We start from the raw sequence: 16,632 nt of genomic DNA, 5'->3' as shown, positions 1-16,632 counted from the left end.
AGACCCCTGTGGGAGCTGGCTTGCCTGCGATAGCGGTGGGCCAACAACCACTAAATACCTGACACGCCGCCATCGCAGGCAAGCCAGCTCCCACATTCCACCGGCGTCGCTTGGAATTCCGATAAATGGGATCCAATTCACAAAACTCCCGCGAACTTTTCTGTATTCCCCCGCACTAAGCTAACTCGGAAAGCAGTTGATGGCTAAATAATGGCCGCTTGTCACTTCTTTGCCGAATGACTATCAAAACAGTTGCCGCTTGTCGGAATAAAAAGTTTCAACGACAGGCTCAAGCTCTTTTTGATAATTCTTTATTGTTATTAATCAAAGTGTTGCCTAACTAATGTTGGCGAATGTGCAACTGCCCCGGTTTCTTGGGCTAGCGCGAGTTCGATGTTAGTTTGCCGCCCCTTGATTTTCGATGGATCGAACATGTCTTTGTTATTGCCACGGACTCGGTATTTGCTGTGCACTTTCCTGCTCACCTGCTTGAGCCTGAACACTGCCACGGCCGCTCCCACACCAGGGGATCAGGACTTGATCCGCGACCGGCAAAACCGTCTGCTCGAAGAGCAAAGCCGTCGCCTGCAAGAACTGCAGGACTTGCCCGGCAAAGAGGCCAAGCCCCAGGCACCGGCCACGCCTGCCGACACCCGTTGCTTCCCGATCAAAGACATCGAACTCAAAGGCGCCGACAGCCTGCCCGCCGGCGACCGTACGCTCTTGCTCAAACCCTATGTCGGCCAATGCCTGGGCGTCTCGCAGCTCAATGAACTGCTCAAGGTCATCACCGACTATTACATCGCCAAAGGTCGCGTCACCAGCCGCGCCTACTTGCCGCAACAAGACCTCGGCAGCGGCCACCTGCAAGTGCTGGTGGTCGAGGGCAAACTCGAAGCGTTGCGCAGCGCCGAAGGCAGCACCGTGACCGACCGCGAACTGGCCATGGCGTTTCCCGGCAAGGTTGGTGAGGCGCTGAACCTGCGTGAAGTCGAGCAACTGGTGGACCAGCTCAACCGCCTGCCGTCCAAGCAAGCGCAAATGGAACTGACCCCCGGCAGCCAGGTTGGCGGCAGCGACGTGGTGGTCAAGAACACCCCACAGAAGCCTTGGCGCGCCAGCCTGTCGCGCAATAACGACGGGCAACGCAGCACCGGCGAACAGCAATGGGGCGCGGGCCTGGAGTGGGACAGCCCGCTCGGCCTGGCCGACCAACTGGTGCTGCGCGGCGGCCACGACGCCATCAGCGACCACCAGAAAACCTCGAAAAACACCATGCTCTACTACAACGTGCCGTGGGGCTGGTGGAACTTCACGTACACCTACAGCGAGAGCGATTACCGCGCCCTCGGCCATACCGACACCTTCAAGTTCAAACAGTCGGGCGACAACCAGAACCACCAACTGCGCGCCGAACGCGTGATCCACCGCGATGACGTCAGCAAGACCTCGGTCAACGTGGGTGTGGCTCACCTGCGCACCAACAACTACGTCAACGACGCCCACCTCGAAGTCAGCAGTAATCGCATCAGCGAACTACAGTTTGGCATCAACCACGGCCGGCGCATCGGCAGTGCTTTCGTCAACGTCGACCTGGGTGTGCAGAACGGTATCGGCGCCTTTGACGCCCAGCGTGACGACCAGCATCGCGATCAGTACGGCAACCTCACGCCCACCCCGGATTACCGCAAATACACCGCCACCGTCAGCTATTTGCAGCCGTTTCGTCTGTGGGGCGAGTCGTTCAGCTTCACCAGCCTGGCCACTGGGCAACGCAGTGAAGACGTGCTGTTCTCGCCGCAACGCATCAGCCTTGGCGGCTCGTCGTCGGTACGCGGTTTCAAGGATCAGCAGCTGTCCGGCGACAGCGGTGGCTACTGGCGCAATGAAGTGCGCTGGGCCCGCCCGGTCACCCTGGAATGGCTACGCCCGGCCTTCGCCGAATACGGCACCAGCCTCGGTTACGACCAGGGCGTAATCCGCAACGACCGTTACAACGGCGACAACCACGGCCGCGTCTCGAGCAACTCCGTGGAACTGTTCGCCCGTGGCAAATACGTCAGCACCAGCGTGACGTTTGCCCACTCGTTAGAAAGACCGGGGGTCGTAACGGAGCGCGAAGCGCCGATCTACTTCCGCATGGATTTCTTCCTGTAATTCAACGCCCAGCTGCAACGAGAATTTGACCATGGATGTTCGCCACTTTGCCTTTTTGGCCCGCCAACCTTCTGCTGCCCTGAAGCGCCGCGACGCGTTCTTCGGCCTGCCCAAGCGCGGCCTGGTGCTGATCCTGGTCAACGCGCTGTTCTGGCAGCCGTTGCTGGCCCAGGCCGAAGGCATTGTGGTGAGCAACCCGGCCACCAGCGTCGGCCAGGCCGGCAACGGCGTGCCGGTGGTGAACATCGCCGCGCCCAATGGCAGTGGCTTGTCCCACAACCAGTTCAAGGACTACAACGTCGGCCCCAACGGCGTGATCCTCAACAACGCCACCGGCGCGGTGCAGAACACCCAGCTCGGCGGCTACATCGTCGGCAACCCGAACCTCAAGGGCGGCGCCGCCAGCGTCATCCTCAACGAAGTCAACGGCGGCAGCCCGAGCCAGTTGCGCGGTTACACCGAAGTGGCGGGGCAGTCGGCCAAAGTCATCGTCGCCAACCCGTACGGCATCACCTGCAGCGGCTGCGGCTTTATCAACACCCCCAACGTGACCCTGACCACCGGTAAACCGGTGCTCGACGCGAGCGGCCAGTTGCAGCGCTACCAGGTTGACGGCGGCGCCGTGACCATCGACGGCCAGGGCCTGAACGCCAGCAACGTCGACCGCTTCGAAATCATCACCCGTACCGCCAAGATCAACGCACAGATCAACGCCCGCGAACTGGCGGTGATCGCCGGGCGCAACGACGTTGATGCAAAAACCCTCAACGCCACCCCGCGCGCCGACGACGGCAGCACCAAACCCGAGCTGGCCATCGACTCCACCGCCCTGGGCGGCATGTACGCCGGCGCGATCAAACTGGTGGGCACCGAAGCCGGTGTGGGCGTGAAGCTCGACGGCACGCTGGCGGCCAGTGGCGGCGATATCCAGCTCGATGCCAATGGGCATTTGAGCATGGCGCAAGCTGCCGCCAGCGGTGCGGTCAACGTCAACGCCGCAAGCCTGGACGCCAAAGGGCCGGTATATGCCGGTACAGCCCTGAACGTGAACACCCAGGGCGATCTCACCAATCGCCAAAGCCTGGCCGCCCGTGACCGCATTGCGCTGTCCGCCGGTGGCACCTTGACCAACGGCGACATCATCGAAGCCGGCGTCAACACCGATAACACCCGCAACGCAGCAGGCGATGTGAGCCTGCGCGGCAAGGCCGTCAACAACACCGGCGCGAGTGTCATCGCCAGCCGCACGTTGAGCGTGGATGCCCAAGCCCTGAATAACCAGGGCGGCACACTGGGCGCCAAACAGCGCACCCAGATAACCGCCGCCTCGGTCGACAACCAGAACAAAGGTCGCATCCTCAGCAATAATGGCTTGGCTATTACCGCAGATCGCCTTCAGAACACCCAAGGTGGGCTGGTCACCAGCGACGGGCCGCTGACGGCGGTGGTCGGTGAATTGCACAACCAGGGCGGTGAAGTCTCAAGCCTCGACACCGCAGCGCTGACGGTCGCCACCCTCGACAACGTTGCGGGCCTGATCACGGCGGGCAAGGCCTTGAGCCTCAACGTCGGCAGCCTCAACAACCAGGGCGGCCTGGTCACCAGCCAGGGCGTCGTCAACGTGGCCGGTAACAGCCTCGACAACCGCCAGAAAGGCTTGGTCGCCGGTATCGGCGGTGTGCAGGCCAATCTCGTCAGCATCGACAACCGCAACGGCGAGCTGTCCAGCCGTTCGGGCGTGCTGGTGACGGCTACACAACTGGATAACAGCGATGGCGGGCTGGTGGTTGCCGGTGGCGGCGCAGCCCTGAATATCGATCAGTTGCTCAACCGCAACCAGGGCCTGATCAGCAGCGAAGGGCTGCTGAGCATCTCGGCGCGCACCCTGGCCAACAACGCCGGTACGCTGTCCAGCGCCGGCCCGCTGACCCTCAGCACCCTTGGCGCGCTGGACAACCGAGGCGGGCGCCTGGTCACCGACGGCAGCCTGATCCTCAACGCCGCCAGCGTCGACAACAGCCAGAACGGCACCCTGAGCGCGCGCCAGGCCCTGTCCCTCGGCACCGCCGACCTGAACAACCAGCAAGGCGGCCAGATCACCAGCGCCGAGGCCCTGACCCTGGACCTCAACCGGGGCGAGTTCAACAACCAGAACGGCCTGATCAACGCACCGCTGTTGATGCTCAACAACCTCAAGAACGTGCATAACCAGGGCGGCGAGATTTCCAGCAACCAGGCGTTCACACTCACCGCCGACAACCTCGACAACAGCCGCGGCAAATTGCTGAGCAACGCCGCGCTGACCCTGCGCATCGGCCAGGCCCTGGCCAACGTCAAAGGCCTGATTGCCGCCGCCTCGGTCGATGCGCAGGCCACCGACCTCGACAACAGCGGTGGCACGCTCACCAGCCGTGGCGACACCGTACTCAACGTGGCTGGCCGCCTCGCCAACCGCGACCAGGGCCTGCTCAACGCGAGCAACGCCTTGACGCTCAACAGCGCCGAGCTGGACAACCAGAACGGCTCACTGCTGGGCAGCGCGATTGCCCTCGACTTCGGCACTGCCACTGGCGACCTGAACAACACCGGTGGCCTGATCACCACCGCCGGCAACCTGACCATCAACCACCTGCGCGACCTCAGCAACCAGGGCGGCGAACTCTCCAGCGCGCAAACCCTGAACCTCAGCGGTCGCACGTTGAACAACAGCAACGGCAAGCTGATCAGCAATAACCTGCTGGTGCTCAATGCCGAAAACCTGATCAACCAGAATGGCCTGATGTCCGGCTGGCAGAGCCTCACCGTCAGCGGCGCAAACCTCGACAACCGCAACAGCGGCACCTTGTCGAGCCGTTACGGCGACCTCAATGCCACGCTGACCGCCAGCCTGCTCAACAGCGCGGGCGGTGCACTGGTCAGCCAAAAGGCGCTGTACGTCAGCGCCGGCGAATTGGACAACAGCAACAAAGGCGTTCTCTCCAGCGCTGCGGGCCAGCGCCTCACCGTGGGCGGTTTGCTGAATAACGCCCAAGGCGGCGTGATCGACAGCGGCGCAGCCCTGACCCTGAATGCGCAAAACCTGGACAACAGCGCCGGCAGCATCAGCGGCGGCACCGCCACCAGCCTCGACCTGTTGGCGACGCTGACCAACACCAATGGCAAGTTGGCCAGCGGCGGCCCGCTGCTGATCAGCCGCGCGGCGCAGATCAACAACCAGGGCGGCCAGATCGCCAGCCAAGGTTTGTTGACCCTGCTGACCGGCGGCCTGGACAACCGCAACCGTGGCACGCTGGCCGCCAACGACCGCTTGAGCCTCACCGCCAGCGGCCTGGTGCAGAACGGCAACGATGGCTTGATCTACAGCCAGAACGCCGACCTCAACCTCACGGCCAACCGCGTGGACAATGGCAAAGGCACCGTGCAAAGCCAGGGCGGCATGAGCGTCGACGTGGCCGACACGCTGGATAACCAGAGCGGCAAACTGATCGCCCAGGCGGGCGACCTGAGTGTCAACGCAGCCAGCCTCGACAACCGTGGCGGCACCCTCGCCAGCCTCAAGGCCGCACTGCAAACCCAAGTGGTCGGCGTGCTGCGCAACGGTTACGACCTCAACAACAACCGCCAGGGCGGCGTGATGCAGGGGCAAAGCCTCAACCTGCAAGCCGGCAGCGTGGATAACTATGGCGGGCGCATCGCGGCGCAGGGCGGCAACGCGCTGGTCACGACCGGCAATTTCGACAACCGCAACGGCGGGCTCTATGCCAAAGGCCTGATGCGTGTGGTCGGGCATGACTTTGATAACAGCGGCGACAACGACGGCCAGATTGCCGGCCAACACATCGACCTGGACCTGAGCGGGGCGCTCAACAACCGCCTGGGCATCATCGAAAGCGAAACCACCCTCAAGGTGCGCGCCGCCAGCCTCGATAACCAGACCGGGCGCCTGCGTGCGCTGGGCACGGCGGGCACCACCGAATTTGCCATCGGCGGCTTGTTCGACAACCGCAACGGTGTGGTGGAAACCGCCAACAACGACCTGACCCTCAACGCCGGCAGCTTCCAGAACCTGGGCGGCAATGTACTGCACGTGGGCACCGGCAATTTCGGCATTGCACCCGCCAACCTTAACGACGTGGGCGGCAGCCTGGTCACCCGTGGCGACTTGACCATCACCCAGGGCAACTGGACCAACAGCAGCGTGATCCAGGCCGGGCAACTCACGGTCAATGTCGACAGCCTCGACCAGACCGCCACCGGCCAATTGCTCGGCGCCCGACGCTTTGTCGGCAATGGCGCCAACTGGACCACCCATGGCCTGATCGCCAGCGACGGCACACTCGACCTGACCTTGAGCGGCGCTTTGAACAGTACCGGGCGCATCAGCAGCCTGGGCAACCTCAACCTCAGTGCGGCCCAAGCCACCCTCAGCGACACGGCAAGCATTGCCGGCGGCGGCGTCACCACCGCCAACATCGGCGGCACGCTCAACAACCGCGGGCGCATCACCGCTGCCACCGACCTGTTGCTCAACGCGGGCACGCTCAACAACTACGCAACCCTGGGCAGTGGCCAACGACTGGTCGCCACCACCGGCGCCTTGCTCAACGACCACGGCCTGATCTTCAGCGGCGGCGACATGAGCCTGCGTGTCGATGCGCTGAACAACAGCTATGCCGACCTCTACAGCATGGGCAACCTGAGCGTCGACCGCGACGGCAAGGGCGGCCTGGCCAGCAGCATCCTCAACAGTTCGTCGACGATCCAGAGTGACGGCAACCTCAGCCTGTCCGCCAATTCGATCAAAAATGAACGGGCGGTACTCACCGTCAACGACGCAGGTGTCTACACCGCCTCCGCCACCCTAGGCACGTGCATCGAGTACGTCAACGCCGGTGACTGCCACGCCGGTGGCACACCGCGCAACTACGTGTGGGAACTTGTGACCCGCGACAAACTGGAAGTGACCGCCGCCAGCGCCGGTTCGAGCATCACCTCGGGCGGTAACATGACCCTGGCGGGCGGCGACCTGCTCAACAGCAGCAGCTCGATTGCGGCCGGTGGCAACTTCACCGCGCGCCTGAACAACCTGGTCAACACCGGCATCGAAACCGGCGAAACCGAGACCTACCGGCTCTTTACCTCCGCCCGCACCAAACACCCGGAAGGCTGGTTCAGCGCCGCCGCTGCACTCACCAACAAATACTGGTACCAAAGCGCCGGCTACAACCCCAATGACCTCGGCGGCCTGGAAGCCACCGTGGCCAACTTCGTCGGCCTGATGGAGAAAGAGAACACCCAGTTCGGCAAAGTCACCAAAATCGCCAGTGACGACCAACGTTACGCTGCGGTGATTCAGGCCGCCGGCGCGGTAGACGTCAAGGCGCAAGCCGGTATCGACAACAGCGTGGTGCGCCTGGGCTACAACTACATCGGTGCGGGCGCCAAAACCACTACCGGCGCCACCGGTGCCAGTGGCGCAGCCGGTTACTCGACCCGGGTCACCCTCAACCAGCAACTGCCGCCTGACCTCGCCCAACAGCAGATCAACCCGCTGAGCCTGCCCGGCTTCACCTTGCCCACCGGCCAGGGCGGGCTGTTCCGCCTCAGTGGCCAAAGCGCCAGCGCGCCAGCCAGCACCGGCCCGCAAGGCTGGACCCTGGGCGGCGGCAGCGTCGACCGCACGCCGGTTAACGGCCCGGTCGTACCTGGCAGCGGCACCTCGGCCGACGGCGTGGTGATTAACCGCGTGCAAGGCCTGCCAGACAGCCAGTTCGTCTCCAACCCACAGAAATACCTGATCGAAACCAACCCGCTGCTGACCAACCTCAGCCAGTTCTTAAGCTCCGATTACATGCTGTCCAAACTGGGCTACGACCCGGACCAGGCACAAAAGCGCCTGGGTGACGGCCTGTATGAACAGCGCCTGATCCAGCAAGCGGTCATCGCCCGTACCGGCCAGCGCTTCATTGATGGCCAGACCAGCGACGCCTCGATGTTCAAGTACCTGATGGACAACGCCATTGGCACCAAGCAGGCACTTAACCTGGCCGTAGGCGTGAGCCTCACCGCCGAGCAAGTCGCGGCCCTGACCCACGACATCGTGTGGATGGAAAACGCCACCGTCGCCGGCCAGCAAGTGCTGGTGCCCGTGCTGTACCTGGCCCAGGCCAACAACCGCCTGGCGCCCAACGGCGCACTCATCACCGGCAGCGACCTTAACCTGGTCAGCGGCACCGACCTCAACAACGTCGGTACCCTGCGCGCCACCAACAACCTGGCGGCCAGCGCCGGGCGCAACATGGTCAACAGCGGCCTCGTGCAAGCGGGCAACCGCCTCGACCTGCTCGCCGGCAACAACCTCACCAACCGCGCCGGCGGCATCATCGCCGGGCGCGACGTCAGCGTCAGCGCAGTGAATGGCGATGTGCTCAACGAACGCACCGTCACCAGCCACCAAAGCAGCAGCGGCTACCGCACCGAACGCACCGACTTCGTCGACAACGCCGCCCGCATCGAAGCCGCCAACACCCTCACCCTGCAAGCCGGGCGCGACGTCAACAGCACCGGCGGCGCCTTCAAAAGCGGCGCCGACCTGGGCGTTCAAGCCGGGCGCGATGTGAACCTGGCCACCGCCGAACAGCGCAATGCCAACACCGTCAGCACCTACATGCGCAGCAGCAGCGCAAACCAGTACGGCACCGTGATCGAAGCCGGGCGCGACTTCCAGGTGGTGGCTGCGCGGGATATCAGCGCCATCGGCAGCCAGCTCAATGCCACGCGTGATCTGGCGCTGGTGGCCAAGGGCAATGTGAACCTGGCGTCGGCGGCGAATGAACAGCATTCGGCGTTTAATTCCAAGAAGGTCACCAGCCAGGAAGACCACGTCCAGCAAGTGGGCACATCGTTGGTGGCCGGTGAGAACCTCTCCCTGAGTGCCGGCAACGACCTCGTCGTCAGCGCCAGCCGTGCGAGTGCCGGCAAGGAAGCCTACCTGTACGCAGGCAATGACCTGGCGCTGAACGCCGCGCAAGACAGCGACTACAGCTATTACCGCAAAACCAAAACCAGCAAAGGGTTGCTGTCCAGCAGCCAGAAAACGCGCATCGACAGCAGTAACCAGATCAGCCAGCAGGGCTCTTCCATCAGCGCTGATACCGTGGTCGTGCGTGCTGGCCGTGACATCGGCACTACCGCCAGCGACGTGGTTTCCACCAACGCCACCAGCCTGATTGCCGGTCGCAATGTGGTGATTGATGGGGCGACGGAAACCTTTGAACAAAGCCATTCGTCCTCGACCAAAAAATCGGGCTTGATGAGCAGCGGCGGCATCGGCGTGACGTTGGGTTCAAGCAGCAACCAGAACACCTTCACCAGCAGCACCGAGACCACCCGGGCCAGCAACATCGGCAGTGTGTTGGGCAGCGTGGATATTCAGGCTGGCAAAGACCTGACCATTCGCGGCTCTGACGTGGTTGCCGGTAAGGACATCAGCCTGGTTGGGCAAAATGTCAGCATCCTGGCTTCCGAGAACAACAACCGCAGCGAGCAGACCTCCAAGAGCAAAACCAGTGGTTTGACCCTGGCGTTGTCCGGCACCGTGGGTAGCGCGGTGGACTCCGCTTATAAGACCGCCAAGCAAGCCAAGAACGAGGACGACGGCCGCCTCTCGGCGCTGCAGGGTGTGAAGGCAGGGTTGACGGGCGTGCAGGCGTGGCAAGCGGCGCAGCAGAATGGCGGCATGACCGGTGCTAACGCTTCGCAATTTGTGGGGATCAGCATCTCCCTGGGTTCGCAAAAATCCGATTCCAAACAGACCCAGGAGCAGACACTCAGCCAGGGCAGCAGCCTGACGGCCGGCAACAACCTCACCATCGTGGCGGACGGCAACGGTACGCCTGGGGCCGCAGGTGATATCCATGTTCAAGGCAGCAAGCTTCAGGCCGGTAATGAGATGCGGCTGGCGGCGGAGCGCGATATTCGCCTGGAAGCTGCGGCGAATAACCAAAAACTTGATGGCAAAAATAGCAGCAGTGGTGGTGCGGTAGGTATCAGCCTAGGCGTGGGTTCCGAAGGCGGCGGCCTGAGCATTTTCGCCAATGCCAACAAAGGCACCGGTAACGAGAAGGGCACCGGCACCACCTGGACGGAAACAACCCTGGATGCGGGCAAACAGGTCAGCCTGATCAGCGGCCGAGACACCGCCCTGAAGGGCGCGCAGGTCAGCGCAGACAAAATTACCGCTACTGTGGGGCGCGACCTTACGCTGCAAAGTCTGCAAGACACCGATAACTACAAGTCCAAGCAGACGGACGTGAGTGGGGGCGTCAGCTTCGCCATCATCGGCACCGGTGGCAGTGCAAACCTGAGCATCAGTAAAAGCAAGATCGACTCCAACTACCAGAGTGTGCAGGAGCAAACCGGCCTGTTCGGCGGTAAGGGCGGCTACCAGATTGACGTAGGCAACCACACGCAACTCGATGGCAGCGTTATCGGCAGCACAGCCACGCCGGACAAAAACCGCCTGAGCACCGGCACGCTGGGATGGAGCGTTTTAAAGAACAAGGCTGAGTACACAAGCCAGTTGCAGAGCGCCAGTGTGAGCAGCGGTAGCGGCAGCGATGGCGCCAATGCGTTCATCAGCAATATGCCCTCCGGCAGCTTGATCGCATTCAATCACGGCGACAGTGACAGCGGCACCACCTCATCGGCCATTTCCAACGGTACCCTCGACATCCGCGACCCTGCTAAACAGCAGCAGGACGTTGCAACGCTGAGCCACGATGTTGAACACGCCAACGGCAGCATCAGCCCGATCTTTGATAAGGAAAAAGAGCAGAAGCGCCTGCGCCAGGTGCAGTTGATTGCGGATATTGGTACTCAGGCAGTAGACATTGTGCACACACAAGGCGAGCTCAACGCCAAAGAAGCGGGTCGCAAAGAGCTCGCCGCCAAAGGCAATGATCAGCCGACGAAGGAGCAGATCGCTGCCAGCGATGCCTACAAAAAAGTCATGGCTGACTACGGCGTGGGCGGTGACTATCCGCGTGTAGCGCAGGCGGTTACAGCGGCATTGCAAGGGCTGGTTGGGGGCGATATCGGTTCAGCCATTGCGGGCGCATCAGCACCGTACTTGGCGCAAGTCATCAGGAAAACCACCGGAGATAACGCTGCACTCAACACCATGGCACACGCCGTACTCGGTGCAGTGATAGCGCAGGCCCAGGGCAACTCGGCTTTGGCGGGCGGTGCCGGGGCTGCGACGGGCGAGTTGATCGCCCACCAACTCTACCCAGGCACGGCAACTGCGGATCTTACGCAGGAGCAGAGAGAGACGGTTTCAGCGTTGTCTGGTTTGGCCGCAGGGCTGGCGGGTGGGATTGCTGGCGGTGACCTGAGCGGAGCAGTGACGGGTGCGCAGGCGGGGACTAATGCTGTTCAGAACAACTATCTGAGCAAACAACAAGAAGCTCAGAAAGCTCAGGAAAGGGCGGCGTGCCCGACGGGTAAATGTGAAGCTGGCGTTGAGGCGAAGTGGTTTCTCGTCGACAAGGGTCAGGACATCAGTTTTAGGGCGGGAGCGCTGGTAGGAGTGCCAGAAGGGCTTGTCGATACGGTGAAGGGCGTCATCGATATTGTCGGCAGTCCCATAGAAACCTATCGCTCGCTGAGCTCCTTGTTTGATAGTGGCGATGTGCTGGGAAATGTATCGGAGTCCGTCAAGCAGTCGTACATTGATCGCATTAATAAGCTGAGTGAGGAGTATGAGAGGGCTGGGCCGGGCGGGTCTTTTAATGCGGGACGTGAAACTGGGAAGTTGATAAGCGACGTGGCATCGCTTGTGACGGGGGTTGGCGGTGCAGTAAAAGGCGGCGCCTTGATCCTCGAAAAAGTCACTGCTAAGGTTGTTGCTAGGGCAGAGTTAGCGGGTGCAAAAGCTACTGCAAGTACTGTAGGAAGCACTGCTCAAAATGGCGAGGCCGCGACAGGGCTTCTGAGTACTCAGTTGGCCAAGGATGCAAAGTCGTATCTTACGGATATCCAGAGTTTGACCGGCAGGCAGTTCACCCCCCAACAATTGGAGCTTTTGAAAGCTGACCTGCGAGAGAACACTTATTCACGCCTATCTAAAGAAGAGGTTAAGTTGAACAGGGCAGAGTTTGACAGTAAGTTGCCAAGTCTGCGAGTAGAGTGGGAAAAAAACACGGGCGCGAGCTGGCCGAAAGAAACGTACATCGATAAATATGGAAATCAGGCTACAAGAAATTACGATGCCCATCATGTTATCGAGAATAAATTTGGTGGTAAGGCAGAATGGTGGAATATTACACCTGCCATGAGAGGTGTGGAGCACCAAGGTGGTATTCACAGGGCCCAAGGGCCAGCGGAAAAAATATTTGGTAAATGATTATGAAAAATAAAGAAGAGTTAAAGTCGTTGATTGATGCTGTGACGTCCTCAGATGACTATGAGGGTAATTACGGCTACCACATAACAGACACGAGTGCGACGTTAAGCAATGTTGATGAGTCACATCGTCAGCAGGCTCCAGATGACTATCTGGAATTTCTCACCGAGTTTGGTTTCGGGGAGTTAGACGCGGCATTTCATCTTGATGATGGACCGGAGAAATATTCGACTATATGCGGCCGGGATATTGAGGGCTATGAGGGAATTTATGTATTCGGTGGAAATTCTAGCGATGTGCTATATGCTTTCGACGCAAAAAATAATTGGCAGGTAGTAGAGATTAGTTCTGAGTTGGATGGGGTTGATGTGTTGGCGTCAAGCTTTTCTGATTTTATCTTGGAACAACTGAAGTATATTAAGTCTTTAGTTGAACGGCGTGCGGGGGGCTGATTGTTAGGGTTGCGATTTAAGAGGTGCAAAAGCTACTGGTGGCGCTGCTGGAAAGGTAGATGATCTTGCCTCTACTGGGACACCTGTTCGTCCCACACCCCAAAAATCTGAAATTGATGTCGGCGCTGATCTTGGTGCTGGAGCTCGCCCACAAGTCAGTTATAAAAATGGACAAGAAGTTCCTTACGGCACTTCGGGTAGTGTTCGTCCAGACTGGTGTGTAGGTAACGTATGCAGTGTTGAAGTGAAGAACTACAACATTGAAAAAAATCAAAGCGGATTGATTAGTAATGTTTCCAAGCAAACCATCCAGCGAGCTGAAAACTTACCGCAGGGAATGCAGCAGCAAGTCGTTATTGATGTGCGTGGCCAGATGATAACTGTAGACCAAGAAAGAAATATAATTAAAGGTATTGTTCAGAAGTCGAATGGAGCAATCAAGCCAGAAGCCATTGAATTTAAGAGGAACTGATGAAGCGTGTAGGTTTTCAAGGTGGTAGCTCAATTTTTGAGCTTGGCATGGCTTCGGATATGGTTTGCTTTTTTTCTGTGATTAGAGAAAAAACTGAGCTGTCAGGAAGTGATCTTCTTATATTAGATCGACTGTTTCGTCGCTATTTGCGCCTTGAGGATTTAAAGGGGGCGACGATGTTTATGTTGAAGTCCAAAGAGTGCTTGTCTGGTATTTCTAACTGCATTATTGAGTTGGAAAGCTTGGGGTGGAGTTCAAATAATAGTTGCTTAGATACGACATGCTTAAGTTATGCGGAAGTATTCATTAAGTATTTCGAAGGCTTTGAATATTGCGTTGAATCAGCTAAGGGATTCTATGAGGACTGGGGAGTATACAAACCTGTCAGAACGATTGTTTGTGATATGCCTGATTACATGGTGGAAAAACTTCGTCCATTAGATGAGTATGATAATCTTGGCCCCAATGATCCTCCATTCTGGCTGCATTAGTTTTTAGGTGGCCATTTCTATGCTGACACCGGCCTTGCGCCGGTGTTTTTGCACCCTATCTGCACCCTGATTGCACTCTTTTTGCATCCTATTTGCATCCTATTTGCATCCTTTCTGCAGTCAAGTTGCACCCCTTTTGCACCCACCCTGACGACCTACGGTCTATCTGTCCAACACGCTCTTTTTCAGCATGATTTTTCGCTCCTTAACAGGAGCAAAATCTCAATACACAACACGCACCCCCGTCCGAGGTAAGTGTTTCCTTGTAGATCAAAGGGTTAGCCATTTTTCGTGCTGATTGGGGGCGAAATAGGGGTCAGACCACGTTTTTCGTTTTTTAGAGTTCAGCAGAGTTGCTCTTTAAAAACATGATTTATTTTTTGTAATTATTCCACTCTGTTGGCCTGTTGAAGGGCGGCTAAGCTGTAAGCTCTTATCCAGTTAGGGGTTTATATGGCTCGCCGTCCTAGGGTTTTACTGCCGGATATCCCGTTGCATATTATTCAGAGAAATAGGGGGCAGACCACGGTTTTGTTTTTTAGAGTTCAGCAGAGTTGCTCTTTAAAAACATGATTTATTTTTTAAAAGAATAGTGGTCTGACCCCTATTTTCTACAAGACGGAGAGTGGTGTGGATTTCCAAGCGCACCATGTGATACCACAGCAGTATGGTGGACCTAACCAATGGTGGAATTTGCATCCGGTGCCGGGTGGAAGTGCTCACCAAGGTGGCGTTCATGCCCCAGCAAGTCCAACAACTACAGCATTTCCGCAGAAACCTCCGAGGCGCCCATGACCATGTACGAAAAATTAGAGGCCTTCAATGCACTCGCATGCGTGCTATTAGAGCGGCTGAACCCTGTTTCTTCTGGTGACGTGAGTGGGATGCGACAGCAGTGGCCAGCGGCTCCCGATGAGTACTTTGCTTTTATGCAGGAGCGGGGGCATGGTGAGATAAAGGAGGACGACTGCGCGCTGTCGCTTTTGACGATTCAACCCACATTATGTCCCGCGGTAGACTACTTTGGTGATGATGGGTTTTATAAAGACGGACCCTATGAATCGGGTGCTAAGGGCGAGGTGTGGCTGTTCGGCTGGGATAGCACCGGGACTGCTTTCGGTTTCGACAGTGGAGACAACTGGCGATTGTTGGAAATCGACAATATGCGTTGGATAACGCGACTTGACTTGTCGTTTCGTCAGTTCATCGAAGGGGTGTTGGTATGTTATCCGCAGCGGCCGATAAGCTTTGCGAATGGAGTTTGGCGCGACTCGGGAGATGTTTCTTACACCCTATCGGATTAGGCATGAAAGCGTGCTGAGCCTAAAAAAAGTGGAAAAGGCGCGCATTTATCTGGTGCAAAAGGCGGTTCTCCAGAAACTGCCACCTATTTCAGGGTTGAGGGCGGCGGATCTGGCACTAAGACCAGTCAGAACCGTATTACTGCCAATGAGGATGGAACCATCAGCATCAACCCAGGTTGCGCAGGGCAAATTTGTGTAAGTGTTGGCAATGCTGATCACGCTACGTACTACTTGACGAACAAGCGACCTGATGGCTCTGTAGTGGTTTTTGACGTTGATGCTGGCCTTCATAAGGAAATTATGGACAGGGTAGTCCCTCAGCGGCCTGTCGCTGGTATGACGAAGGATCCTGATGCACCTAAGAGGGTAGACAAAGACCAGCCCGGTTACTCCCTCGAGCTACCCAAGATTTGGGAGTCGCTACTCGAAAAGAACTCGAGTAACGCCCGTGTTTATACACAGGATGAATTTTTCAAGGAGTTCAAGCAATGAAGGTGAACCAGACAGTTTTTGATGATCTTTGGAATGGAGAGAGAAGTGTCTGCTTTTTTGTACACTCTGGAAGATGTTATTGGGTGATAGATGAGAAGTATAATTTCTCTCTTGACGCAGAAAAAGACTATCGCGCCTATCTTGAAGATGGCGATATAACCCAGGAGCAATACGAGCAGTCTTGCAAAAGTTTCAGGGGCGGTATTCTGAAAATGACTTCGGAAAATTTTCCGCAGTATCTAGATGACTCAAGTGAAAAAATTCTTACTTCAAGCGATTTGAAAAATTTCATAGAAGCGGATTATGAAGTTTTTGAAAAGACTGAACATTATTTTTTAACCGGCGAGGGTTTGTCCCCGGCCCTATTTAAAAAGGCCAATATCATTCATTCCAGGTTTCCCAAGTTCTACATAAATTTTGACAGAAAAATTTTTATGCATATGGATGACGTGCGTGTTCATGAAAGTCTAGCTTATTCGGACTGGACTGCTGAATGCTTTGATTTTAGCTTTTTGATCCCTGCTCGCGAGCGGTACTGGATAGTGGCGGGCAATGACTATTGGAAACTTCGGTTTATATAAGGAAATAGGGGTCAGACCACGTTTTTCGTTTTTTAGAGTTCAGCAGAGTTGCTCTTTAAAAACATGATTTATTTTTTGTAATTATTCCAATCTGTTGGCTTGTTGAAGAAAGAAATAGGGGTCAGACCACGGTTTAGGGTTTTGTTTTTTAGAGTTCAGCAGAGTTGCTCTTTAAAAACGTGATTTATTTTTTGTAATTATTCCACTCTGTTGGCCTGTTGAAGGGCGGCTAAGCTGTAAGCTCTTATCCAGTTAGGGGTTTATATGGCTCGCCGTCC

Annotated in this window: 7 protein-coding genes; all 7 read left to right on the top strand. The window is 57.6% G+C overall.

Annotation, left to right across the window (positions count from 1 at the left end):
• The first annotated feature begins 432 nt into the window (after positions 1-432).
• The 7 genes from ACLBW8_RS25195 to ACLBW8_RS25165 all read left to right on the top strand — a co-directional run bounded on the left by ACLBW8_RS25195 (position 433) and on the right by ACLBW8_RS25165 (position 16,354).
• Positions 433-2,157 carry a ShlB/FhaC/HecB family hemolysin secretion/activation protein gene (locus ACLBW8_RS25195; RefSeq protein WP_447806568.1) on the top strand — a complete coding sequence of 575 codons (1,725 nt, stop codon included), beginning with the start codon at positions 433-435 and terminating at the stop codon, positions 2,155-2,157.
• A 31-nt stretch (positions 2,158-2,188) separates the two neighbouring features.
• Complete coding sequence (locus tag ACLBW8_RS25190; RefSeq protein WP_447806567.1) at positions 2,189-12,562, top strand: hemagglutinin repeat-containing protein; 10,374 nt, start codon at positions 2,189-2,191, stop codon at positions 12,560-12,562.
• A 2-nt stretch (positions 12,563-12,564) separates the two neighbouring features.
• The gene (locus ACLBW8_RS25185) at positions 12,565-13,014 is read left to right on the top strand and encodes an SMI1/KNR4 family protein (RefSeq protein WP_169367947.1); all 450 of its coding nucleotides are present in this window, start codon (positions 12,565-12,567) and stop codon (positions 13,012-13,014) included.
• A gap of 244 nt (positions 13,015-13,258) precedes the next feature.
• Entirely contained in the window at positions 13,259-13,486 is a 228-nt protein-coding gene (locus ACLBW8_RS25180) for a hypothetical protein (RefSeq protein WP_262666712.1), read from the top strand.
• Positions 13,486-13,977 carry a hypothetical protein gene (locus ACLBW8_RS25175; RefSeq protein WP_262666713.1) on the top strand — a complete coding sequence of 164 codons (492 nt, stop codon included), beginning with the start codon at positions 13,486-13,488 and terminating at the stop codon, positions 13,975-13,977. The genes ACLBW8_RS25180 and ACLBW8_RS25175 overlap by 1 nt, the downstream gene beginning before the upstream one ends.
• Before the next feature lie 791 nt (positions 13,978-14,768).
• A complete protein-coding gene (locus ACLBW8_RS25170) occupies positions 14,769-15,281 on the top strand; it encodes a hypothetical protein (protein ID WP_262666714.1) in 513 nt (170 codons plus the stop codon).
• A 488-nt stretch (positions 15,282-15,769) separates the two neighbouring features.
• On the top strand, positions 15,770-16,354 hold the full coding sequence (locus tag ACLBW8_RS25165) for a hypothetical protein (protein ID WP_064450126.1): 585 nt from the start codon (positions 15,770-15,772) through the stop codon (positions 16,352-16,354).
• Positions 16,355-16,632 lie beyond the last annotated feature (278 nt).

The sequence above is a fragment of the Pseudomonas sp. M5A4_2d genome (assembly GCF_053345295.1).
This window is presented reverse-complemented; position numbering and strand designations above follow the sequence as displayed.

Excerpts from the sequence above, each read along its gene's own strand:
- ACLBW8_RS25165 (WP_064450126.1), top strand. The coding sequence starts at position 15,770 with ATGAAGGTGAACCAGACAGTTTTTGATGATCTTTGGAATGGAGAGAGA.
- ACLBW8_RS25190 (WP_447806567.1), top strand. The coding sequence starts at position 2,189 with ATGGATGTTCGCCACTTTGCCTTTTTGGCCCGCCAACCTTCTGCTGCC.
- ACLBW8_RS25185 (WP_169367947.1), top strand. The coding sequence starts at position 12,565 with ATGAAAAATAAAGAAGAGTTAAAGTCGTTGATTGATGCTGTGACGTCC.
- ACLBW8_RS25170 (WP_262666714.1), top strand. The coding sequence starts at position 14,769 with ATGACCATGTACGAAAAATTAGAGGCCTTCAATGCACTCGCATGCGTG.
- ACLBW8_RS25175 (WP_262666713.1), top strand. The coding sequence starts at position 13,486 with ATGAAGCGTGTAGGTTTTCAAGGTGGTAGCTCAATTTTTGAGCTTGGC.
- ACLBW8_RS25195 (WP_447806568.1), top strand. The coding sequence starts at position 433 with ATGTCTTTGTTATTGCCACGGACTCGGTATTTGCTGTGCACTTTCCTG.